Raw genomic sequence first — 22887 nt, forward strand, 5'->3', positions numbered from 1 at the left:
GATCAGCGCCGGCCACGAGCGCGGGCGCGGCCGCCGGCGGCATCGGACTCTTCTTCGGTGCGTTCGGTGGTGTAGAGACCTTTGTAGACCCAGCACTTCACGCCGATGACGCCGTAGGTCGTCATCGCTTCGGCCGTGCCGTAGTCGATGTGCGCCTGCAGCGTCGAGAGCGGGAGCGAGCCAAGACGCATCGCCATGACGCGGCTGATTTCGGCGCCGCCGAGACGGCCGCCGACCTGGATACGCACGCCCTTAGCCCCGGCCTGCATTGCGGCGTCGCAGCGCATCTTGATCACGCGACGGTACGAAGCGCGCTTCACGAGCTGCTCGGCAACGGCCTCGGCGATCAGTGTCGCTTCGAGGTCGGGGTTACGGATCTCGAGGATCGAGATCGCGACCTTTCGGCCGGTCATGTACTGAAGCTCTTCGGTCATGCGCTCCACTTCGGCGCCCTTGGGTCCGATGACCAGGCCCGGACGAGCGGTCTTGATGATGACCTTGAGCTCTTCGCGGGTGCGCTCGATGTGGATATCGCTGACGGCGGCATACGGCGGCTTGCGGTTGAGGCGCTTGTCGAGGTAGCCGCGGATCTTCGCGTCTTCAACAAGCAGCTCGCCGTAGAGCGCTTTGGGGGCGTACCAGCGGCTCTTGTGAGCCTCGGTGATGCCGAGCCGGAAACCGAATGGGTTGGTCTTTTGTCCCATGGATGATGCGCTTACGCGCGCTCCTGAACGCTGACGGTGATGTGCGTGAGCCGCTTGAGAATCTGGTGAGCCCGGCCGCGGTCTTTCTGATTGAAACGCTTGATGCGGGGCGCATCGTCGATTCGGGCCTCGGAAACGACGAGGTTCGTGACGTCCGCTTCGTTCTGCTCCGCGTCGGCAATTGCCGCGGCGAGACACTTCTTGACGTTGACGGCGGCGCGCTTGGTCGTGAAGGTGAGGAGGTTGAGCGCCTCTTCGACCGGCTTGCCGCGGACGAGATCGACGAGCAGATCAGCCTTGCGGGGCGAGCCGCGGTGGAAGCGGACTTCGCTCGTGAACTTGGCGATGTCCTTGCCCGCGACGCCCAGAGCGCCGGCAAGCTTTTCGATGTCGCCTTTGCGGGCGCGCGGGTGGTTGCGGCCGCGCAGCCAGTTGTCGAGCGCGGACTTGGCGGAAGCGCCCTTGAGTCCGTCGCGCTCGATGGCCTGCGCGAGCTGAGCGCGCGTCACCTTGCGGGTTCCGGCGAGCTGTTTGATTCTGTCGGCTCTGATTCTCACTTGAAAAACCTCCGAGCAAACCGCTGACTATCCGACCGACCAGGCTCTGTGCCTTTCGAATCAGGCCTTGGTGGGCGCGCCGTCGCCACCCTCCACGCCTTCCTTCTTGTTCGTGTGCCCGCGGAACGTGCGGGTGTTGCTGAACTCGCCGAGCTTGTGACCGACCATGTCCTCGGTGACGAACACATCCATGAAGATGCGCCCGTTGTGAACCTTGAACGTGTGACCGACGAACTCGGGGACGATGGTGCACCGACGGGCCCAGGTCTTGATGGGCTCCTTCTTCCGCTGCGCGTTGAGATTCTCGATCTTGCGAAAGATCTTCTCGTCGACGTACGGACCTTTTTTCAGGCTGCGACCCATGTTCTCGTTTCCTCGGTGTACTTTCTGATCCGGTGATTGACTGACGGTGAATTACTTGAGCTGGCCGTACCGCTTGCTGACGCGCCGGCGGATGATGAGCTTGGTGGAGTGCTTCTTCTTGTTGCGGGTCGGAGCGCCCTTGGCGAGCACGCCGGTCGGTCCGCATGGAGGACGATTGCCCTTTGAACGACCAGAGCCACCGCCCAACGGGTGGGCATGGTGGCTCTTCGCGATGCCGCGGGTAATCGGGCGCCGACCGAGCAGGCGGGTCAGGCCGGCTTTGCCGAGGCGGCGGAGACGATGATCGCCGTTGCCGACGGCGCCGATCGTCGCCATGCAGGTTTGCGGAACGCGGCGGACTTCACCCGAGGGCAGAACCAGCGTCGCGTAGTCGCCCTCTTTGTTCGAGAGGCGGGCAAACGTGCCGGCGCCGCGGCACATCTGAGCGCCACGACCCGGAATCAGTTCAACACAATGGACTTCGAGACCGGTCGGGATGAATGCCAGCGGCATCGCGTTGCCGACGGTGGGTTCAACCGCGGCATCGGTCGAGGTCAGGATGACCTGTCCGTCCTTAATGCCTGCGGGAGCCGGGATGTAGCGCTTCACGCCGTCGGAGTACTGCACGAGCGCGATGTGGCACGAGCGGTTGGGGTCATACTCGATGCCGGCGATCTTGCCTTCGACATTGTGACGGTCTTTGCGCTTGAAGTCGATAAGGCGGTAGTTCTTCTTCGCACCGCCGCCGATGCCGCGCGAGGTGATGACGCCCTGGTTGTTGCGTCCGCCCGACTTCTTGATCGGCGCGAGCAGCGACTTTTCGGGGTTCTTCTTCGTGACCTCGGCGTGCATGTTGACCGAGGCGAAGCGGCGCCCGGCGCTGGTCTTGTTGTAGATGCGAATCGGCATGATTCAGCTCCGGGGGGAGGGTGGGTGTCAGAACAACTCGATCGTCTCGCCCTTCTTGAGGGTGACGATTGCCTTTTTGGTGGTGGGTTCGACGCGAAGACCGAAACGCGTGGGCTTGAACTTGCCCTTGCTGGTGACGGTGTTGACGCCGGTGACGCTGACGTTATAGATCGCCTGCACCGCTTCCTTGATTTCCGTCTTGGTGGCGCGCGGATCGACAAGGAAGGTGTACTTGGTCAGTTCGTTCATCGCGAAGGTGCCCTTTTCGGTGACGAGGGGCTTCTTGATGATGTGATGTGGCGCGACGTTGGCTGGCATTTAGCGGGCCTCCTTCGTCTTCTTGGCTGCTGGTTTTTCGGCTGCCGGCTTTTCGGCTTTGGCCTTCGGGGCCTTGGCCGGCTTCTCGGCTTCCGGAGCGGCCCCCTTCGGAGCCGTCTTCGCGTCCTTGCCGGTCTGCGACGAAGGGCCGGTGAGCCACGACTCGAGCTCGGCCTTGGTGATGACGAGGTAGCGGTGATTCAAAAGGTTGAACGCGTTGATGTCGGTCGCGTGGACGAGCGAGATGCCGTCGATGTTGCGAGCCGAGAGGCGGGCGTTCCGCGTCTGGGACGGGTCGCTGCCGAGGGCGACGAGCGCCGAAGAATCAACCTTGATGGCTTCGAGAAACGCGGAGAAGTCCTTGGTCTTGGGCTCCTTCATCGCGATCGAGTCGACAATCTTCACTTCGTTGTCGATGAGCTTGGCGAGCAGCGCGTTGCGGTTGGCCTTGCGCCGCATCTTCTTGGGCATGTCGAGGCGGAAATCCTCGCGCGTCTTTTTCTTCGAGTGGCCGTGGCCGCCGCCCTTCATCAGGTTCACCTTGCGGTCGCCGTGGCGGGCGTTGCCGGTGCCCTTCTGCTTGTACATTTTCTTGGTCGAGCCTTCGACCTCGTGGCGGTTCTTGGTGCGAGCTGAACCCTGACGGAGGTTCGAGTGATAACGCACGTAGGCCTGTTTGATCAGGCCGGCGTTGATCTCGCCACCAAGGGCTTTCTCGTCAACGGTCAGTTTTCCGACCGACTGACCCTGCATGTTGAAGACGGTGACATCCATCTGTCTTTTCTCGTCCTGACGCCTCACCAGCCCCGCGCACTCGATCGAGCGACGCGAGAACCGGCACTTACTCGCCTATCCGTCCGCCTCCAGTTCCCTCCAAGGGAGCGCGAATTTGCACTCGCGGGGGTCGGCTCGGAATCGACTCGGCCGTCCGGGCTTGGGGCTGCGAACCCTTTCAAGCCCTTCATTTGTCGTCGCTCGGCGGTTTCGTCGGGGCAGACCCTTCCGACCTTCCGAGCACGCCGACTCCTGCCTTGGAGGAACCGGCGGCGACTGTCCGTTCAAACCCCCGTGAAATCTGGGGTCGCGATTATTGCCTGCATACCCGGCCCGGACAAGTCGCCAGGGCCTGCATGCAGACGGAATCCTTACTTCTTGGCGGCATCGGCGACCTTCTTCGCCTTGCCGCGATAGAGCCGGATCGCCGGGCGGACCTCGATGATCCCGGTGTTTGCACCCGGAACCGAGCCCTTGACCAGCATCAGGTTGTTTTCTTCATCAATCCGGACGATGTCGAGCGAACGGCAGGTGCGGCGGACGGCGCCCATGTGGCCGGCCATCTTCTTGCCCTTGGCCAAACCGCCGCCGAAGCCGCGGTTCGAGCAGAGCGAGCCGATCGAGCCCGGGGAGCGGTGCTTGCGTTCGGTACCGTGCGAGGCGTATTGCCCCTTGAAGTTCCAGCGCTTCATCGTGCCCTGAAAGCCTTTGCCCTTGCTGGTTCCGATGACGTCCACGAAGAGCGTTCCGGCAAAGTCCTTGACCGTGAGCGCCTGGCCGAGCGAGAAATTCGCTGCGTCCTTGGCATCAACCAGGAATTCGCGGTGAACGCGCTGCGGTCCCACGCCGGCTTTGGCGTCGTGACCGATGACCGGAATCGTTGAGCGGCGCGGCTTCACTTCTTCAAAGCCGATCTGCACCGCGGAGTAGCCGTCCTTCTCCGGCGTGCGGACCTGCGTCACGACGCACGGGCCGAGTTGAAGAACGGTGACGGGAACGTTGACGCCGGCATCGTTGAAGACGCGCGTCATGCCGACTTTGCGACCGAGCAGTGAGAGTGCCATGGAAGACTTTCCTTTCGTGCGACTTTCTTCGAGAGGCTCCTCCATCGGGGAGCATCGTGCCGCGAGTTGTCGAACCGTGAACCAACGAAAAAGGGCCTGAAAACAGGCCCCGATTGAACAAACTTACGCTTTGATCTTGATGAACACACCGGCGGGAACGACGAGACGATTGAGCGCTTCGACCGTGCGGGCGTTGGGCTCGATGATGTCGATGATGCGTTTGTGCGTGCGGATCTCGAACTGCTCGCGGCTCTTCTTATCGATGAAGGGCGAACGGAGAACCGTGTAGCGCTCGATGCGCGTGGGGAGCGGCACGGGGCCGGCGACCTTCGCGTTGGTGCGCTTGGCGTGCTCGACGATTTCCTTGGCGGAAGCATCGAGGGCGATATGGTCGTAAGCCTCCATCCGAATTCGAATCTTGCCGCCGGTCATCGAGAAATCGCTCCGTTTCAAAGATTGGTGTGAACAGGTCCGAGCGACGCGGGCAAGAAACCCTGGGAGTGCGATCGGTCGCGCTCCCGCAACAGGTATTTTGCTGGTGCGTAGCCGAGAAGCATAGCCCCCGCCCCTGTCGGGTCAATAGTTCGAGGATCCCGGAACTCGGCGAAACCGGGTCGGTCGCAACCGAGCGGCCTCCGAAGGCGGATGTCATTGACACCCCGGCGGTTTCCGACGGGGCGGGCGCGGATGGCCGATGATAATGGGGGGTGTCTTCACTGGACTTGCGCGTGGAAGGAGCCACGGATGAAGATTTTGCGCACGACGTCATGGTTCTTGGCTCGGTTGCTTGCGTTGGGCCTGCTTTTCACCCCGACGACTGCTTGGGCGCAGCAGAGCGCAAAACTGCCACAGAGCCAAAATGCTCAGCCGGCGCGCAGCAACGCTCCGACCGCGGGGGCAGTCCGGTTTAACGAAAAGCCGCTGCGGGTTGAAACGATGGGCCTGACGATGTCGCTGCCGGTCGGCGCGAGCGCGAGCTCGACCGCCATCGGCAATCAGGCGGCGGTGCAGGTCACAGGCCCGGACAGCAAGTGGATGTCGGGCGCGCGTGTGCTCGAGAGCAGCGACCTGAACCTGACGCTCCAGCAGGTGGCGGACACAAACCTGAAGAATCAGATGGGAGCGGAGGCGATCCTCGTCGGTGGCACCGGACCAACGGGCGCACAGCTCATCGAGCGCTCACAGAATCTTGTGATCGGCACGCTGCCGGCGGAGCGGTTCTACGTGCTTGGCCCGAAGGACGAAGATCCGAAGCACGCGGGACGGCCGCGACTGATCTATGGCGTGACGTTCATCAAGCTCGCGCCGGGTCGCTTCGCATGCTTTGAAGCGAGTTGCGGCGAAGCCGACTTTGATCGTGCAAAGCCAGAGATGGAAGCGATGATCGCGACGTCGAGCTTCGTGGATGCCGCGAGCCTTGAGAGTTCCAAGCGCGCATTGCTCGACGCGGGCGACCGCTTCGAGAAGGGGCTGGATGAGGCGGCGCTGCGTTCGGCGGTTCTTGAATCCAAGGAAACATGGTGGCGGCTGTACGTGCCGGCCAAGACTGGAGCGGATTCGGATGCTCGCGAAGTCGGGTATCGGCGGATCCGCACTTCGATCGGGAAGCGAGGCCAGCTCGATCCGACGCGCGACCCGAAAAAGTTCGCGGGCCCGGACCTCGACGAAGGAATCCTGATCCAGGTTGATTTCCGGGGCGTGATCGGCGAGGCGAACGACACGCTCACCGATTCCCAGGGGATCTTCTTTCAGACACTCGACCGAAAAGAAGAAATGTGGAGCCTGAGCACACGTGTTCGCCAGGGAAAGAACGACCGGCTCAGCACAGAATTGGGTACACGCAAGGGCAATCAGCTCACAGTGAAGCGAACCGACCGGCCCGCGACCACGCTCATTGTCCCGGACCGGGCGTATCTCTCGCGCGTCGAATCGTTTCTCGTTCAGCGGATGCTGATCAACGCCCGCCTCACCACGGAGTTTGCGTTCAACACCTATTCGTCAGAGTCTGACATGATCGAGATCCGGCGCGAGATGGTCGAGCAGCCCCCGGACAAGAAGAACATTTATCGCGTCACCACCCGCATGAGCGACGGAAGTCCGGCGCAGATCGCGCTCTGCCGCGACAACGGCGACCTGATCTTCGCGGATCTTCCCGGCGGCGTGAAGGTGGAGCCGTCTTCGCTGGATCAACTGGTGAAACTCTGGAAGTCGAAGGGGCTGCCCTTGGACTAGGGTGGCATCAAGCTGACAGCTTTCCCTTTCCCTGCTTTGCTGCTACTTTGTATTCATGGCGACGGATCGTCTTATCAGTGCGGGGGCGAGCGCGGATCCGCGCGAGGAGCAGCGCAACTGGGCGCTGCGCCCGACGAAGATTGACGAGTATGTCGGTCAGGAAGACCTGATCGAACGCTTGCGGATCGCGATCCGTGCCGCGAAGAAGCGCAACGAGCCGTGCGAGCATGCGCTTTTTCACGGGCCGCCCGGATTGGGGAAGACAACGCTCGCGCACCTGATTGCCACGGAAATGGGATCGGGAATTCACGTCACGAGCGGACCGGTCTTGACCAAGGGTACCGATCTGGTCGCGGCGCTGACCTCGCTGCGCGAGCGCGACGTGCTATTCATCGACGAGGTGCACCGCCTGCCGGCGTCCGTGGAAGAGTTTGTGTACCCGGCCATGGAGGACTACCGGATCGATGTGCCTGTCGATAGCGGGCTGTCGGCACGCACCGTGCAGATCCGCTGCAAGCCGTTCACGCTCATCGCGGCGACGACGCGCGCGGGGCTGATTTCGAGTCCTTTGCGCTCGCGCTTCGGGATCACACACCACCTTCGCTACTACTCGGGCGCCGAACTCGTGCGCATTCTGGAACGCAGCTGCATGCTGCTCGACGTGCAAGTCGCGAACGAGAAGTGCCTCGAGAGCATTGCATCCCGATCGCGCGGCACGCCCCGCATCGCGAATCGTTTGCTCCGCCGCATCCGCGATTACGCGTCGGTCAAGGGGGATGGCATCATCCGGCCGGAAACCGTCGCCCAGGCGCTGAAACTCGAAGGGGTCGATGATCTCGGGCTCGACGAACTCGACCGCGGCTATCTGCGCGTGATCGCAACGACCTATTCAGGCGGCCCCGTGGGGCTCGAAGCCGTCGCGGCAACAATGAACGAAGATTCGGGAACGCTCGAAGATGTTGTCGAGCCGTTCCTTCTGCAGATCGGTTTTCTCGCGCGCACGCGGCGAGGCCGGCAACTGACGCGCGCGGCGTGCGATCACCTTGGTGTCGCGTATGTCGGTGAGAAAACCGGCCTCTTCGAGAACGACCGTTGATCAGAGCGACTCGACGGCACTCTTCGCCTCTGCAAGCCCAGCGCCGGTGATCTCCCGGTAGAGTTTGATCGCCGCGATCTTGTCGCCGCGGCGAGCGAGTTCGCGCACTTCATCGAGATTGTCCTCGGGCAGCTCGATTCCCGCGCGCGTGAGGAGCAGGTCGAGCTTTTTTTCGATCCGGTCGACCCTGCGGATGAGCGCGGGATCCGTCTGCTGCGGCAGAAAGTTGAACATGCGGCCTCCGAAAATGGATGGCGTTCGATCAGCGCTTGCCGGCGGGCTCGCGCATCGATTTGGCGAGTTCTTCTTCGATGTAGAGGATGCACTGACACGATGCGCACCGGGTCAGCTTTCCCGAAACGAGCAGACCGTTCACGGCTTCGATGGGTAGAGCCATCATGCACGCGCCGCAGTGATACTCATGGCGCCGACGATCGGCCTCTTCGATGTGGGCCATCGCCTCGTCGCCGCGGGTCTGGACCAATCGCTCGAACACCAGCAGAGTGTCCTTGGGCAATTCCTTTGCGAGCGTGTCTCGCTGGCCCTGAAGATCGGCAAGTTTGTCCTTGATTTCCGCGGCCCGCTGATCGCGATCGCTCACGGCTTTGGACTGGATGCGTTCGCGTTCGGCCCTGCTCTTTGAAAGCTCTTCGATCTGGCGGCGCAACTCCTCTGCCTTCGCCATCTGCTCGAGCGCCGAGTTTTCCTGACGGTCGCGCTCGGCCTTGATCGTGTTGACCTCGGTCAGGAATGCCTTGTATTCCTTGTTGGTCTGAGCGGAGTTCATCTGCTCGCGGATGGTCGCCATCCGGGCATCGAGCCGCTTGACCTCGCCCTCGAAGTTCGCGCCTGTGGCAGTGAGCTGCCTGAGCTGCGCTTCGATCGAGGCTTTCTTCGCATCGATGTCGTTGATCTGGCGAGTCTGTTCGGCGAGATACTTCTCTGCCGCGCTCAGGCGTGAGCGAAGACCCCGATACTGCTTGTCAACCTTGAAAACGCTGAGGAGCTTCGACGTGACGTTCATGTGCACTCCGCCAACCGCTTGAGTGTAGTCGCGCCGATCGTTCCGGTGTTTGGGGGCGCGAAGAAGAACAGCAAGTATGCCGACAAAGACCGTCCGAGCGACACCGACCTGCGACCAAAGACCGACCTAGCCGTGCGGGGGGAGCATGATCCGGAGCCACCAATACGCAAAGGGGGCGACCAGAAGCGGGGAATCGAGCACATCGAGAACCCCGCCGAAGCCGGGTAGTGATTTTCCGGAGTCCTTGATGCCGGCATCGCGCTTGAACAGGCTCATCATCAAATCACCCGCCTGCCCGATCAACCCAAAGATCATCCCGGTCAACGCTCCGACAGCGAAGGGATGCGACGGCGGCTCTTTCCACTGAATCAACCACACGCCCGCGATTCCTACCGCCATCGAAGCAACCACCCCGCCGATCAGCCCTTCCCAGGTCTTGCCGGGGCTGAGCCACAGAATCAGTTTTCGTTTTCCGACCGCCCGGCCGGTGAAGTACGCCCCGATGTCGCAGGCCTTGATCATGAGCAACACCCAGGCCACGGTCCAAACGGGGTGTTCGCGTCGGATTGCCAGCACAAATCCGAACATCAACCCGAGATACACAAACGCCAGCATCGTGCCGCCGGCAGCGGCGATGACTCCCTCTGTGTTCTTGTGACGCGAATAGAAACGCAACGCGACGATGAGCACAAGGACCGCGGACGAACTGACGATCAGTCCGCCGGTCGCGGAATCCCAGTGCGGGCCGAGGGTGCTCGCGCCGTCGCTGAAATTTCGGGGGATGAAGCAAGAGACACACAGGCCGAAAAATGCGGCGAGCGTCGTGATCCGGCGCGACGCGTCGATTGCCTTGTCATGCAAAATGTCGGCAAGTTCGCGGGCCGCCATGATGCTCAGCCCGAGCATGACAATGAAGAGGACGATTCCTGGCGGTAGCGTCGGGTGCGGATATCCGAGATTTGTCAGCCAGGCCGGGCAAGAGAGCCGATCGAGATAGCCGTCCAGCCAGAGAAGGCCGAGCAGAAGGGCGATCAGAATCGTGCCGAGGACAAGCCGGTCACGCACGGCCGGCTCCTGAATCGCGGGGCTCCGCGTCTGCAAGATCGAGCCCGCCGAAGCGCCGCGTGCGACCCGCAAAGTCCCGGATTGCCGCGTGAAGGCACGCCGAATCGAAATCCGGCCAGAGCGTCTCAGTGACATACAGCTCGGCGTAGCTGATCTGCCACAGCAGGTAGTTGCTGACGCGCATTTCACCTGCGGTTCGAATCAGAAGGTCGGGATCGGGCAGGTCGGGCGCGTAGAGTCGCGCAGCGATGGAGTCCTCGTCGATGTCTTCGGGGCGGAGCGTCCCGGCCCTGATTTCGCTCGCGATCGCCCTTGCGGCGTCGGCGAGCTCCGCGCGCGATCCGTAATTCACCGCGACGCACAGAGTCGGGCCGCCGCATTGCTTCGTCGCCTCGACAACGGAATCAAGGGCGGCGAGCACCGGCGCTGGAAGTCCCGCTCGTCTCCCGATCCATCTGAAGCGGATGTCGTCGCGCACCAGAGCCTCTCGCTCGCCTTCGCAGTAGGCGATGCAAAGCAACATAAGCGCTTCTACTTCTTCCGCCGGCCGTCGCCAGTTCTCGAGGCTGAATGAGTAGAACGTCATCGCCTCAACCCCGAGGCGCCCCGCCTCCTCCACCGTTTCGCGCAGCGCCCTGGCACCGTTGCGATGGCCGAAAATACGCGGAAACCCGCGCTGGCGCGCCCATCGTCCGTTTCCGTCCATGATGACCGCGACGTGGCGCGGGATCCGGCGCGGATCGACATCGGGGAGCCGGTTCAACGGATCTGCTTTCCCGTATCGCGTTCGCATTTCCGCGACGCGGGCGAGAACCGCCGGGTCCGACAGGAACGCGGCTTCCGGGCGTACGGGATCGCTGGGGGTTGAGAGCGGGGTCACTGACATGGCACAGTATCGTGAAGCTTTTCAATTCAGTTCGTCATCGTTTGCGCCCGATCCGGACCGACGCTGACAATTTCGACGGGAACACCGACTGTCTCTTCAATGAATTCGATGTACGACCGAGCCCTGGAAGGCAGTTCGGAGCGCTGCCTAGCGGACGAAATATCTTCCGAAAAACCCGGAAGCTCGACGTATACCGGTCGCGCTCTCGAAAGCGCGGGTGAATCGGGAAGGAAGCGATCGCTCTGCTTTCCGTCGATCTCGTACCGGGTGCAGACCCGTACCGTGTCAAACCCCGAGAGCACATCGAGCATCGTGAGCGCGAGCCCGGTCGTGCCGTTGATCATCGCCGAGTACTTCACGGCCACCAAGTCGAGCCACCCGACGCGACGTGGGCGGCCGGTGGTCGTACCGAACTCACGGCCGCGCGTACGGATCCGATCGCCGATTTGGCCGTCGGCGCCGGGACCGGCGAGTTCGGTCGGCATCGGCCCGGCTCCTACTCGAGTCGAATACGCCTTCATCACGCCGGTGACCCGCCGAATCCTCTGCACGGGAACGCCGGTGCCGGTGCCGATCCCGGCGACCGCGCAGGACGATCCGGTCACGAACGGGTACGTTCCGTGATCGACATCGAGCAGTGTTCCGTTCGCGCTCTCGAAGAGAATGTTTTTCCCGGCCCGAACAAGATTGTTCAACAGATAGGTCGTGTCCTGCGTCATCGGACGGATGGCTTCACCCGCGCGAAGCGCCCAATCGGTCACTCGCTTTGCATCCAGTGAATCGGCGGCGTCCGCGCGTCCGGCGAGCGCCGCACGCTTGTTCGCGATGGCGATCGCGATTTTCTCATGCACGGTCGCCCGATCGAGCAGATCCCCCACTCGGACGGCACCTGCGCGCTGAACTTTTTCGGCGTATGCCGGGCCGATGCCGCGGCGGGTCGTGCCGATTTCGGAAATCGAACCGGCATCACCCGCTTCTCGCGCCAGGCGTTCAGACTTGAGCGAATCCTCGCGTGCCGCGTCTTCGGCTTTGTGATACGGCATGACAACGTGCGCCCGGCTCGAGACGATGAGTCCGGACGGATCGACGCCCCGGGAACGCAGGCCGTCGATCTCCTCCTGCAGCTTGTCCGGATCGAGAACGACGCCGTTGCCGATGACGGCAAGTTTGCTCGGATAGAGAATGCCGGAAGGAATGAGGTGCAGTGAAAAGCGTTCACCCTTGACAACGACACTGTGGCCGGCGTTTGCGCCCCCGTTGTAGCGAACGATCGCGTCGTGCGATGGTGCAATCAGATCAACGATTTTGCCCTTGCCTTCATCCCCCCACTGGAGGCCGACGACGGCGCTGCATTGGCTTTCACTCTTTGGCGAGTTCTCGGACATGACGGCGTTCCGGTTGGCGTTTGCGAGCAACGCAGACGGTAGGCGTCGGGGCCACCCTCACACTCGTCCCAAGCGGAACCGCTGACGCTTCTTTTGCCGTCGCTACTCAAAAAACATTGCCCGGCGGTCGATGGTCCTTCCGGTCAGAGGCGATGCGTCCGGGGGAGCGAACCATGGCGGCAGACACAGTTCGAATCATGTGCCCGAATCTGACGTGCCGCAAGGTCCTCGCAGTGCCCGGAAACGCGCGGGGCAAGACTGTTCGCTGCAAGAATTGCGGGACCAACATCCGCGTTCCTGGCGTCAACGTCAGCGGCGATGGCCAGGCAAAGCCGAGCGCACCGGCCGCCTGAACCAATCGATCCCACAACATTCTGGCTTTAGAGTTTGGGCGAGTCGTCTTCATCGAGGAAGTCGAACTCGAATTCGTCGCTGTCGTCGGGATCCGGGATTCGCGTCGGAGGCTCCTGCCCGGCGGGCGGTGCCGCCGGTTCGTCCGCGTGATTCTGAGCGGAGTGCGGGGCATTACCCGGTGCGGCGATTCCGACGGCGTCCTCGAGTACTTCTTCGACGTCGATGTTCGACGGCTCACCGTCCACGCGGAAGACGAAGACAAATGGCCCGATGCTCAGCGTGTCTCCGGCGGCCAGCTCCGTCTGGCTCACGCGGCGGCGGTTCACATACGTTCCGTTGCTCGAACCGAGGTCTTTGATGATGGGCTTGGCTGCGTCGATCTGAATTTCGCAGTGCTGGCGCGAGACACCGGGGTCGGGAAGGCGGATCTGGCAATCCGCCTGACGGCCCACGATGAAGCGGGCTTTCTTCAGCGGGATTTCCCGCTGCGTGCCGTCGCGATTCACAAGAATGAGGGAGGTTTCCAATGCTCGCTATCCTTTCACCGCTGCGAACGTCGCCTGACAATTCATCTCCCAACCCGAAGAGTCTCGCAACTGAACACGACCCGATTTTCGCGAAGATCCTCGAAGAACCGGTGGCCAGCCAGAACGCAAGACCGTGAAACACTCGCGACCAGTAACAAACGACGATAACCGAATTTCCCTGCTCCGGCAACGCCAGCCGTCGGGCAATACCGGGGCGCATCCGTTGCGCACCGGGGGCGCGGGAGTCCTACAGCGTTCTGTTCGGTCGCTCTACCTGCATGTTCCGTTCTGTTCCCACAAATGTCACTATTGCGATTTCTATAGCCTGGTGGACAAACAGGACCGCCAGCAGGCCTTTACCGACCGGCTGATTCGGGAGTTACACGGACTGTCGGATCCCGCGCAGGGACCCGCACTCCGAACGATCTTTGTGGGCGGTGGTACCCCGTCATTGCTTCGACTCGACCTTTGGCGCAGGCTGATCGACGCTCTGGACGACTGCTTTGATTTGAGCGAGATTCGGCGCGGCGAGGGCGAATTCACGGTCGAATGCAATCCCGAGTCTGTATCTCCCGAATTGCTTGGTCTGCTTCGAGCGGGAGGCGTCGATCGGATCAGCATGGGCGCACAATCGTTTCATCGCGCCCACTTGAAGACGCTCGAAAGACAGCACGATCCCGCGACGGTCGGGGCGGCTATCCGCATGGCGCGCGACGAAGGGTTTCGGCGTCTTTCGGTCGACCTCATCTTCGGGATTCCGGGACAATCGCTCGAAGATTGGCGGCGTGATCTCGATTCGGCCCTTGCGCTCGAGACCGAGCATCTCTCGTGCTACAACCTGACGTACGAACAAGGCACGGCGATGACTGCCCGGCTTCAGCGGGGCGAATTTGCTCCGGCGGATGAAGATGTTGAAGTCGAAATGTACGAGTTCACCGAGCGGCATCTTGCATCGGCGGGGCTCTTGCGTTACGAAGTCAGCAATTATGCCAAGCCCGGATGCGAATCGCGCCACAATCTGTCATACTGGCGGCAAGAGGAGTGGCTCGCGGCCGGGCCTTCGGCTTCTGGGCACGTCGCGGGCTGGCGATGGAAGAACGTGCCGCGGCTTGACGATTACTTGCGAGAGAGCTCGGACGGTCTGCCCGATGTTGTCGATGTCGAGCCGCCGGACGCCTCGCGAGCGCTGCGCGAGCGCATCTGGACCGGGCTGCGGCTGCGAGAGGGTCTTGATTCTGATGCGACGCTTGCCGAAGTCCGCGCGATCAGTGTTCGCGCGAGCGAGCGGCTGGCCGCGGTCGTCGCGACGAATCGTGCGTCCGGCATGCTCACCGATGCCGACGGCAGGTGGGCGCTCACCGATCGCGGGATGCTGATCGCCGATGGAATTGTTGTGGATTTCATGGCCGCGCTCGACGACTGACATCAGGCGGAATCGTCATCGTCGGCGATCTGCGCGGTCGAATCGACTGGTGGCGAAATTGCTTTTTGAGGATCCATTCCCAGTTTGCCAATGAGCTTCTTCAGATCCGCGGGCAGCGGAGACCGAATATCGATCTCGGCTTGAGAGACCGGGTGCGCGAATGCGAGTCGATGAGCGTGAAGAGCGAGTCGTGCGGCCCCCGATGCGATGACTGGCGGTGCGTATAGATCGTCGCCGAAGATCGGGCAGCGGATGGATTCGAGATGAACGCGCAACTGATGAAGCCGACCGGTGACGGCCCGGCACTCGAGCAGGCTCGCGGCCGCGACCGAGTCCAGAACGCGATAGGCCGTGGTCGCCGGTTTGCCTCCGCCCGAAATCTTGGCGATCTTCATCTCGTGCCGGTTGCGAATCTCACGAACTTCGTTGATGGGCCGGCGGATGACGCCCGAATTCTGGCGCGGCACGCCGGCGACGACCGCAAAGTAGAACTTTCTGATATCTCGAGTCTCAAACATTCTGCGGAGCCTGTCGTACGCCCCGGACCGCAGCGCGACAATGAGCAAGCCGCTGGTTTCGCGATCGAGACGGTGGAGCATGCCGAAGTCGCGGTCTTTTCCGAGATTCTGAAGTTGCTTTCCGTACGCCGCGAACAGCCCGTTGAGCAGCGAACCGCGCTCGTGACCCGCGCCGGGCGTTGATACGACGTGCGCGGGCTTCTCGACGACGAGCAGATCCTGGTCCGAATGCCGGACCTTGTAGCGCACGAGATCATTGGGCTCGACGGAAAAATTGGCCACGGGTTACTCGAGCGGGATAGGTGGAGGTCCGGGCCGGTTTTCGCACGCGCTTTCTTCGACATACCAGCGGAGTTCGCCTCCGATCGGACGAACTTCGCGCGCGAGCAGGCGGATCGAGCCATTCTTGGCGCGCGTGACTTCTCTGATCGCCGACTCCATGTCAGCACCGAGCGCGACATGGGAGATAAACCGCGTTGCCTCGATCAACCTTCGGGACATCCGGATTCTGCCGTGGCCGGAGTCGATCAGGGGCGAATCTGGACCCGTGAGCGGCGACCCGTGCGTGAATCCGCCGGCGAGCACCGGCAGAAGCATGTAGTCGAGGCGATCTTGTCCCTTTTCGCGCCATCCCAGCACGTTCTTCAAATCATCCTCGTAGTCCTCACCGGCGAGCGGCCGATGCACTTGTTCGTCCGGAATATCCGATTGGGCCACGATCGAGTCTTTCAGCAGTTCGAAGTGCGTCTCTTTGCCGCCCGGTTCTTCCTCCACCACCCAAAGGTGCGTTCGTCGCCAGGGCAACTCCCGATAGCGCGGGTCGTAGAGGAGCCGAAGAAACAACGGTTCCGCCTCCGGCCACGAGGCGAGTGCGAGCTGAAAATCGCCGAACTGACGCACGCACGCTCCCGCGTGCAGAAAGAGATCCGTCGCGACGGCGTCCATCAATTCATCGGCGTTGCGACGAACGATGACCGTGCCGTTCGGGAGCGCGGGTCTGCGCCGACCCGGGGGGTCGGTCGGCGAATCGCGGGAATCGCGGGGTTCGATTTCGCGCATGATCCTGGCGAACGGTAGCAGACCCTCGGTGCATAGGCTCACGGCATGCCCGCACTTGCCCGCGTCGTCGACGCGAATTCCAATCGCGCCCGCGAGGCGCTCCGCGTGCTTGAGGATCTCGCAAGACTTCGCCTCGATCATTCGGAACTCTCGCGGTCTTTCAAGAAGCTGCGGCACGATCTGACGGGCTGCCTCGGTCAGTTGCCGATTGATCGCGCGACGCTGCTCGCGTGGCGAAATACGGCCGGCGATGTGGGCGCGCAGGATTCGGGGATTGTGCTGCCGGGGCGCGAATCTGAATCGGCGGTTGCGAGCGCCGCGTCTTCGCGACTTGGCGAGTCGCTGCGGGTGCTCGAGGAATCATCGAAAGCGATCCGCGGCGCGCTCCCGGTTGCGGCCGCGATCGAGAGAATTCGTTACCAAGCCTACGACCTTTGTCGAGATCTCGAGCTCGCGCTCATGGGCGGGCGCGGCCCGCAGTGGACGCTCTGCGTGCTCATCACAGAATCGCTTTGCGTGCACCACCGCTGGGAAGAAGTCGCGCGCCGGGCGATCGACGGCGGAGCGGATTGCTTACAACTTCGCGAAAAAGGCATCGCCGATCGCGAACTGCTCGGACGAGCGCGGACGCTGGTGGAATTCGCGCACAAGCAGGCCGCGGCGGTGGTGATCAACGATCGCCCCGACATCGCGATTCTTGCCGGAGCCGATGGCGTGCATATCGGGCAAAGTGATCTTTCGATCAACGATGTGCGACGAATCGCCGGCGGGAGTCTCAGGATCGGAGTCTCCTGCGCGACGATAGAGGACGCGCGCCTCGCGGTGCGGGAAGGCGCCGACGTTTGCGGGCTTGGACCGATGTTTGTTTCGTCCACGAAAGCCAAGCCTGCCCTGAGCGGGCCCGCCCTGATTGCACAGTACATCGCCGACGAGGCGACTCGAAGGGTGCCTCACCTGGCGATCAGCGGGATCACTCAGGCAAACGTGGCTCAACTTGTTGGAGCGGGGTGTCAGGGAATCGCGACAAGCGCGGCGGTGTGCGGATCGCCAAACCCGGAAGAAGTCTGCCGCGGGCTTTCTCGGGCGATCAAAGGGCTCGCCGACGTCGGCTGATCGCCGACGCGGGTCCGATTTGCCGATTAAACTCGGCCATGCCCATCGAGTTCCATCAGCGCGTACTTCCCAGCGGCCTGACCATCGTGGCCGAAGTCGATCCCGCGGCGGTTACGTTTTCAGCCGGTTTTTTCGTCAAGACCGGCGCACGCGACGAAGACGCGCCGATCATGGGAGTCAGCCACTTCCTCGAACACATGATGTTCAAGGGCACGGAAGATATTTCGTCGGAGCAGCTCAATCGAGCGTTCGACGAGATCGGCGCAAAGAACAACGCCTACACGACGAGCGAGATGACTTGCTTCTATGCGTCGTCGCTCCCGGAGCACGCTCCAAAGTCGCTGGAACTACTCGCGCGCATGATGCGTCCGGCTCTTCGTCAAAGCGACTTCGACACCGAGAAATCGGTCATTCTCGAAGAGATCGCGATGTACAAAGACAATCCCTTCTGGGTGCTGTTTGAAGCGGTTACCGAAAGCCACTACGCGCCTCACCCCCTGGGGCACCGTGTTTTGGGAACAGCCGAGACGATCACCGAGCTCACAAGTGAGCAGATGCGTTCCTACTTCGCTAGGCGCTATTCGGCGGACAACACAACCGTCGCGATGGCGGGCAGAATTGACTTCGACAAGGCATGCGATCACATCGGCGAACTCTGCTGCCGCTGGATGCCGACAAAGCCGGCCGCTCGGATCGCTCCGATCACGCGACGCATCGATGCGCCTGTAGAAGTCCGGCTGACCGATGCGAAAGTCGCCCGGGGTTATCTGCTGTCGATGGCACCCGGGCCGGCCGCCGACGATGAACGCCGTTACGCCGCGGCCATGTTGTCACAGGTCCTGGGAGCACCGGACAACAGCAGGTTGCACTGGGCGCTTGTGGAGTCCGGGCTCGCGGAGGATGCGCAGTGCGGCTTCGGCGCTCACGACGGCGCAGGTGACTACTACATTTTCGCGGCCGGAGAACCGGGTCGCATAGCAGAGATTCAGGCGGTGATTCTGAAAGAGATCGCGGACTTGGCGCAGAGCCTCACCGAAGACGACCTCGAGCGTCTCCGGAACAAGGTTCGAACCGCAGCGACCGTCGGAGGCGAGAGACCCAGTGACCGGATGCAGAGGCTCGGGCGCTCTTGGACCGAACTTGGCCGCTACGAATCGCTGGACGAAGAAGTCGACCGCATGGGGCGTGTTTCGCTGCAAGAGATGCGATCGGTCGCGGATCAGTTTCCGCTCACACCCGCGACGATCGGAGTCCTGACGCCCGACTCGGTTTCCTAACAGGTATCTCAACTTACGCGGCGGCGCGGTTGGCGGAGATCGACGTGCCGGTTGGGGCCCCGGCCCGTGCGGCTTTCAGCGCATTGACCGAGTTGACGACGAGTTGTTGAAGGCCAGCGTACGTGTTTTGCGTGCCAGGCTCGTGCGAGGCCACGCCGAAGGAAGCTGTCACCGAGCCGCCACCCAGTGGCCAGGTCAATGTGGCTTTCATGAAAGAACCCTGGAACTCCTCGGCAGCCCGTTGCGCAGCCTTACCGTTCGTTCCGTAGAGCACGACGGCGAACAGATCGCCGCCAAGCTTGCATATCACTCCGCCGTGCGCAGAAAAATGCTTTCGCAGCAGAACGATGCATGCATTCACAGTCTCATCACCGGCCGACGTGCCGATTTTGATCGCCGCGCTTTGCAGGCCATCGAGAGCGACCTGCACCAGGGCGAGTGGTTCATTTGAAGTGCTGGACAATTCGAATGCCTTCTTGAGCGCCAGATCGAAACCCGCACGCCCCACCGCGCCGGTCAGCGGGTCGAATTGTTTGGAGTCGATCAGCAGGTTTTCGAGCGTCTGTGAGGAGGAAGCCCCGGTGGACGCCATGTCCATCAGCTGCTGCTCGGCCTGGCGAACGATCGATTCGGTGTCGGCATGGATACCGGTGTCGAGGCGAAGCAGCGAAGACATGTCCTTCGCGCCATCCGCGATCTTCCGGATGAGAGTCTGCAGTGCATCGGACTTGATGCCGAACCATTGATCCGCCCGCTGATAGAACTTGCGCAGAGCGGGACCGGGATCGGCATCGGTCAGCGCATCGTGCGCCAGATTCCCCAGCCCGATGAGCCGGACAATCTCGTGATATCCCTGCGGCGCAGCGGTCGGGCGCTCGTGATATCGCACCGGCATGATGAGTTCATTGGGGAATTTCCAGCGCTGCGCGAGCATCGCGCCGATCTCGGGATGCTGCACCTCGAGCGCGCCGAGTTCCGCCTTGACGAGTTGACGGTGATCGCCCCCGGCCGCTTCGGTGACTTCCGCGTATCGGAATCCGAGCGCGCGGTGCATCGCGACGACGCCGATGTCCTGAAGAAGACCGGCGAGAAACGCTTCATCCGCAACCGGAAGCTTGAGGTGATCGGCGACCACTTTCGCGGCGACCGCGGTATACAAACCCCGGCGCCAGTACGATTGATAATCGAACCCGTCGTCCTGATCACCGATCGATCCGATGAGCGAGAAGCTCAGCGCCAGCGATTTCACCGGGCCGAGCCCGAGCAGCACAAGCGCTTTGTTGATGCTCGCGCAGCGGTTCGGCAGACCGTAGAACGAAGAGTTCACGGTTCGAAGAACCTTCGACGCGAGCCCCTGATCGTTCTGGATCGTGGTCGCAAGTTCCGGGAGTTTCACATCCACGTTCGAGGTCAATTCGACGACGCGCAGCGCCACCGCGGGCAGCGAAGGCAGCGACGAGCAGCTCAGGATTTCCTCGATGATCTCGTGATCCATGGCGCTTCTGCGGTTGACAAGAATCCGGGGCGACGAACCCCGTCCGGAATACCTCCGTATCGACGCGCAGAGACGCCCGCTGAACCTCGGAGTCCGAAAGTCACGCGCCGCGAATCACCCGGATCGCTGCTTCGACCGCCGGAACCGGAATTCCTGCGGTTTCTCGGACGTAGGCGTAGAGCAGTCTGGCGGCCCGGAGTAGGTCTTCGGGCTCGCAGACACTGTTCCCGTTTTCCGAAAGAGTCCTGAGGAGCTGGAGGGTGCGAGGTCGCACGCGCCACCCCTCTTCCGCGGCGCCGTTGCTCGATCGAGAAAATCCGCCCAGCCGTGGATCGAACGTCAACGGTCCGGAATCGTCCAACGGTTGAGCCGTGCGGACGTCGCGGTCGAGTTCCGGCCGGAATCCTGCCTCCACGAGCACGCTCCATAGAAACCGAGTCAGCGCGCCCGCGACCGGGTGCCCGGCACCGAGTTGTGCCGCGCCGCTCGCCAGTGCGTCGAACAGCGCCGGATGAGGATCGTGATCGCGGACCATGTGATTGACCAAATCCAGCATGGCCATCGAGCAATAAAAGGCGGCCAAGGAAGCGCGCGCTCCGCGATAAGTATGCGACAGATCCCACGCCGTGAGACTCGCCATCGCTTCGGAGGACTTCAGGATCAACCCGACCTGCCCGCGCGTGAACAACTCGAAGCCGCCGGAAAACCGAGCGTCGTCGCGCTTCGCGCCCTTTGCGAGGCCCCGAACGACTCCATGCGCACGACAAAACAAGGACACGGTCTGGCTTGTTTCCGACCAGTCCCACACGCGAATGCAGAATGCGTCGTCGTGAACAGTGGCCAAGGCTGAAAAATAGGGTGCCGGAACGCGTCGAACACGTGCGCGACTTCCGGAATCGACCACCGGTTCAGGATTCTTGCGAATATGCTCAACCGATGCACTTTGCCCTGATCGACTCCATCATCGAAGAAGGACCGACGCGGATCGTCACGCAGAAGCACGTGAGCAACGCGGAGGAGTATCTGCTGGATCATTTTCCCGGATACCCGGTGCTTCCCGGCGTGATGATGCTCGAGGCGATGGTGCAGGCAGCGCGCCGCCTTGCCGGTCCGTCTGAGCCGCCGATGGTGCTGGGGCAGGTGCGTGCTCTGAAATACGGCGCGTTTGTACGCCCGGGCGATTCGCTTCGGGTGACCGTCGAAAAAGGCAAGCAGGCCGATGACGGCACGATCGAGTTCAAGGGTGAGGCGAGCCGGATTTCACCTTCTGATGCCAGTAGCGAGGCCAAAGTCGCGGTGTCGGGCCGCTTTGCGCTCAGGCCAGTTCGCCGGTGAGGTTTCGACCCCTCGACCCGCGGCTATCATCGCGGTCTCCGAGATTGCCCGGCGCGGACTCGCGGAGACGGAATAAGCACGCATGACACGAGACGAAATCTTTTCGAAAGTTCGCGATGTTCTGGTCGACGCGCTCGCGGTGGACGAGGACGACGTGAAGCCGCAGTCGCGGCTGACGACGGACCTCGGCGCGGAGTCGATCGATTTTCTCGACATCGTCTTTAAACTCGAGCAGCAGTTCGGGTTCAAGATCGCGCAGGGCGAGTTGTTCCCCGAAAACGTCGCCCAGGATCCGGAATATGTGAAGGACGGGAAGGTGACGCCCAAGGGTCTCGCGGCGCTCAAGGCGCGCCTGCCGCACGCGGACTTTTCAAAGTTCGAATCCGATCCGCAGATCACCAAAGTCGCCGAAGTGTTCACGGTCGATGCGCTCGTGACGTTTGTCGAGCGCAAGCTCGCTGCAAAGTAATACCGCCGCCGGTCTACCAATTGCGATGCCTATGCGCTGGATGTGGATCGATCGCGTCGTCGAGATTGTGCCCCGGCAGCGGCTGGTCGCCATCAAACACATCAGCCTCGCGGAAGATCATCTGCACGATCATTTTCCTGCAAGCGGGTCGCGCGGCGCTTTGCCTGTCATGCCCGCGAGCCTGATCGTCGAGGGGTGCGCCCAGACAGCCGGGATTCTGGTCGGACATGCGGAGGAATTTCGCGAGAAAGTCATCCTCGCGAAGATCGGCAAGTTTGAAATCGAACGGGACGCTTTTCCGGGTCAGACGCTCCGCTATTGCGCCACAATTCAACAGATGGACAAAGTCGGCGCCGCCACGACCGGGACCATCGATCTGCTCGAGTACGGCGCTCGCGGCGCGAGCGCATCGGCGGCGCCGATCGGAAAGTTCGAGATGATGTTCAGTCATCTCGACAACAACATGAGCGGCGAGAAGTTCCCGGAACACAACTTTGTGTTCGGAGATTCGTTCAAGACTCTGCTGCGTTCAAGCGGAGTCGCGGGCGCCTGGTAACGCTTTGATTGAAGCTCAGGGCTGCATCATCAGGAATCCGGCGACCTGCGCGGTTCCGACGACGACCGGAAAGCAGTTCAGCACGATCGCGGCCATCACAAGACGGGCCGCGGTCATCGGCTTGCGCCTTCCGATGAATTCACAGGTCAGGAGGACCATCACGCAGACGCCGAATTTGAGCGCGAGCAAACCGTGCACGTCCCAGCGCTGAAGGAACATGTTCGCGAGCGCGTTGATCTCCCGTCCGCCCAACGAAAGCACGATCCACGTGCAGATCACGTCCATCGCGGCGACCAACAGAAAAACCGCGTACGTCTTTGGATACAGGATCGGCGCATACAACATGCCATTCCCTCTCGTGACCTGCTCTCAGTCTTTCTGGAA

At 62.1% G+C, this 22887-nt stretch carries 28 protein-coding genes; 9 read left to right on the forward strand and 19 right to left on the reverse strand.

Features of this window, described 5'->3' with window-relative positions:
• Positions 1–2: 2 nt before the first annotated feature.
• The 8 genes from rpsC to rpsJ form a co-directional block, all read right to left on the reverse strand.
• Entirely contained in the window at positions 3–704 is a 702-nt protein-coding gene (rpsC, locus tag KF691_10595) for a 30S ribosomal protein S3 (GenBank protein MBX3389888.1), read from the reverse strand.
• Between the two features lie 11 nt (positions 705–715).
• Positions 716–1051, reverse strand: coding sequence for a 50S ribosomal protein L22 (gene rplV / locus KF691_10600; protein ID MBX3389889.1), 336 nt, complete (start codon positions 1049–1051; stop codon positions 716–718).
• Between the two features lie 270 nt (positions 1052–1321).
• Complete coding sequence (rpsS, locus tag KF691_10605; protein ID MBX3389890.1) at positions 1322–1624, reverse strand: 30S ribosomal protein S19; 303 nt, start codon at positions 1622–1624, stop codon at positions 1322–1324.
• A 51-nt stretch (positions 1625–1675) separates the two neighbouring features.
• Positions 1676–2533, reverse strand: a complete 858-nt coding sequence (rplB, locus tag KF691_10610) for a 50S ribosomal protein L2 (protein ID MBX3389891.1) — start codon at positions 2531–2533, stop codon at positions 1676–1678.
• A gap of 27 nt (positions 2534–2560) precedes the next feature.
• Positions 2561–2851, reverse strand: coding sequence for a 50S ribosomal protein L23 (gene rplW / locus KF691_10615; protein MBX3389892.1), 291 nt, complete (start codon positions 2849–2851; stop codon positions 2561–2563).
• The gene (gene rplD, locus KF691_10620; GenBank protein ID MBX3389893.1) at positions 2852–3625 is read right to left on the reverse strand and encodes a 50S ribosomal protein L4; all 774 of its coding nucleotides are present in this window, start codon (positions 3623–3625) and stop codon (positions 2852–2854) included.
• Positions 3626–3996: 371 nt separating this feature from the next.
• A complete protein-coding gene (gene rplC / locus KF691_10625) occupies positions 3997–4689 on the reverse strand; it encodes a 50S ribosomal protein L3 (GenBank protein MBX3389894.1) in 693 nt (230 codons plus the stop codon).
• A gap of 123 nt (positions 4690–4812) precedes the next feature.
• Positions 4813–5121 carry a 30S ribosomal protein S10 gene (gene rpsJ, locus KF691_10630; GenBank protein MBX3389895.1) on the reverse strand — a complete coding sequence of 103 codons (309 nt, stop codon included), beginning with the start codon at positions 5119–5121 and terminating at the stop codon, positions 4813–4815.
• 312 nt (positions 5122–5433) lie between these two features.
• Here rpsJ and KF691_10635 point away from each other — a divergent pair, with 312 nt between their 5' ends.
• Positions 5434–6921: a hypothetical protein gene (locus KF691_10635; protein MBX3389896.1), complete on the forward strand. Its 1488-nt coding sequence runs from the start codon at positions 5434–5436 to the stop codon at positions 6919–6921.
• Positions 6922–6976: 55 nt separating this feature from the next.
• A complete protein-coding gene (ruvB, locus tag KF691_10640) occupies positions 6977–8017 on the forward strand; it encodes a Holliday junction branch migration DNA helicase RuvB (GenBank protein ID MBX3389897.1) in 1041 nt (346 codons plus the stop codon).
• Here the strand turns inward: ruvB and KF691_10645 are convergent, their stop codons facing one another.
• The 5 genes from KF691_10645 to KF691_10665 form a co-directional block, all read right to left on the reverse strand.
• On the reverse strand, positions 8018–8251 hold the full coding sequence (locus KF691_10645; protein ID MBX3389898.1) for a ribosomal protein L7/L12: 234 nt from the start codon (positions 8249–8251) through the stop codon (positions 8018–8020).
• A 28-nt stretch (positions 8252–8279) separates the two neighbouring features.
• A complete protein-coding gene (locus tag KF691_10650) occupies positions 8280–9041 on the reverse strand; it encodes a hypothetical protein (protein ID MBX3389899.1) in 762 nt (253 codons plus the stop codon).
• A 126-nt stretch (positions 9042–9167) separates the two neighbouring features.
• On the reverse strand, positions 9168–10106 hold the full coding sequence (locus KF691_10655) for a phosphatidate cytidylyltransferase (protein ID MBX3389900.1): 939 nt from the start codon (positions 10104–10106) through the stop codon (positions 9168–9170).
• Positions 10099–10992 (reverse strand): di-trans,poly-cis-decaprenylcistransferase, encoded by an 894-nt coding sequence (uppS, locus tag KF691_10660; GenBank protein ID MBX3389901.1) that lies wholly within the window; start codon positions 10990–10992, stop codon positions 10099–10101. Before uppS ends, KF691_10655 begins: the two co-directional genes overlap by 8 nt.
• A gap of 26 nt (positions 10993–11018) precedes the next feature.
• Positions 11019–12377, reverse strand: a complete 1359-nt coding sequence (locus tag KF691_10665) for an adenylosuccinate synthase (protein ID MBX3389902.1) — start codon at positions 12375–12377, stop codon at positions 11019–11021.
• A 173-nt stretch (positions 12378–12550) separates the two neighbouring features.
• Here KF691_10665 and KF691_10670 point away from each other — a divergent pair, with 173 nt between their 5' ends.
• Entirely contained in the window at positions 12551–12730 is a 180-nt protein-coding gene (locus KF691_10670; GenBank protein MBX3389903.1) for a hypothetical protein, read from the forward strand.
• Positions 12731–12757: 27 nt separating this feature from the next.
• Here KF691_10670 and KF691_10675 read toward each other — a convergent pair whose 3' ends face one another.
• Positions 12758–13258: an FHA domain-containing protein gene (locus KF691_10675; protein MBX3389904.1), complete on the reverse strand. Its 501-nt coding sequence runs from the start codon at positions 13256–13258 to the stop codon at positions 12758–12760.
• Positions 13259–13481: 223 nt separating this feature from the next.
• On the opposite strand from KF691_10675, the gene hemW reads away from it, so the two are divergent.
• On the forward strand, positions 13482–14681 hold the full coding sequence (gene hemW / locus KF691_10680; protein ID MBX3389905.1) for a radical SAM family heme chaperone HemW: 1200 nt from the start codon (positions 13482–13484) through the stop codon (positions 14679–14681).
• 2 nt (positions 14682–14683) lie between these two features.
• On the opposite strand, the gene KF691_10685 is transcribed toward hemW, so the two are convergent.
• The gene (locus KF691_10685; GenBank protein ID MBX3389906.1) at positions 14684–15481 is read right to left on the reverse strand and encodes an RluA family pseudouridine synthase; all 798 of its coding nucleotides are present in this window, start codon (positions 15479–15481) and stop codon (positions 14684–14686) included.
• A gap of 3 nt (positions 15482–15484) precedes the next feature.
• A complete protein-coding gene (locus KF691_10690) occupies positions 15485–16258 on the reverse strand; it encodes a 6-phosphogluconolactonase (GenBank protein ID MBX3389907.1) in 774 nt (257 codons plus the stop codon).
• Between the two features lie 45 nt (positions 16259–16303).
• Here KF691_10690 and thiE point away from each other — a divergent pair, with 45 nt between their 5' ends.
• Together thiE and KF691_10700 are read left to right on the forward strand one after the other, a co-directional pair.
• On the forward strand, positions 16304–17371 hold the full coding sequence (thiE, locus tag KF691_10695; GenBank protein MBX3389908.1) for a thiamine phosphate synthase: 1068 nt from the start codon (positions 16304–16306) through the stop codon (positions 17369–17371).
• Between the two features lie 38 nt (positions 17372–17409).
• Complete coding sequence (locus tag KF691_10700; GenBank protein ID MBX3389909.1) at positions 17410–18648, forward strand: insulinase family protein; 1239 nt, start codon at positions 17410–17412, stop codon at positions 18646–18648.
• 13 nt (positions 18649–18661) lie between these two features.
• On the opposite strand, the gene KF691_10705 is transcribed toward KF691_10700, so the two are convergent.
• Both KF691_10705 and recO read right to left on the reverse strand, forming a co-directional pair.
• The gene (locus KF691_10705; GenBank protein ID MBX3389910.1) at positions 18662–20143 is read right to left on the reverse strand and encodes an HDOD domain-containing protein; all 1482 of its coding nucleotides are present in this window, start codon (positions 20141–20143) and stop codon (positions 18662–18664) included.
• A gap of 100 nt (positions 20144–20243) precedes the next feature.
• Complete coding sequence (gene recO / locus KF691_10710) at positions 20244–20987, reverse strand: DNA repair protein RecO (protein ID MBX3389911.1); 744 nt, start codon at positions 20985–20987, stop codon at positions 20244–20246.
• A 92-nt stretch (positions 20988–21079) separates the two neighbouring features.
• On the opposite strand from recO, the gene KF691_10715 reads away from it, so the two are divergent.
• The 3 genes from KF691_10715 to KF691_10725 all read left to right on the forward strand — a co-directional run bounded on the left by KF691_10715 (position 21080) and on the right by KF691_10725 (position 22503).
• Positions 21080–21478: a polyketide synthase dehydratase domain-containing protein gene (locus tag KF691_10715; GenBank protein ID MBX3389912.1), complete on the forward strand. Its 399-nt coding sequence runs from the start codon at positions 21080–21082 to the stop codon at positions 21476–21478.
• Positions 21479–21560: 82 nt separating this feature from the next.
• A complete protein-coding gene (locus tag KF691_10720; protein MBX3389913.1) occupies positions 21561–21947 on the forward strand; it encodes an acyl carrier protein in 387 nt (128 codons plus the stop codon).
• A 25-nt stretch (positions 21948–21972) separates the two neighbouring features.
• A complete protein-coding gene (locus tag KF691_10725) occupies positions 21973–22503 on the forward strand; it encodes a hypothetical protein (protein ID MBX3389914.1) in 531 nt (176 codons plus the stop codon).
• A gap of 15 nt (positions 22504–22518) precedes the next feature.
• On the opposite strand, the gene KF691_10730 is transcribed toward KF691_10725, so the two are convergent.
• Positions 22519–22848, reverse strand: coding sequence for a hypothetical protein (locus KF691_10730; protein MBX3389915.1), 330 nt, complete (start codon positions 22846–22848; stop codon positions 22519–22521).
• Positions 22849–22887: the final 39 nt, after the last annotated feature.

The sequence above is a fragment of the Phycisphaeraceae bacterium genome (assembly GCA_019636555.1).
In the GTDB taxonomy this organism is placed as follows: Bacteria; Planctomycetota; Phycisphaerae; order Phycisphaerales; family UBA1924; genus JAFEBO01.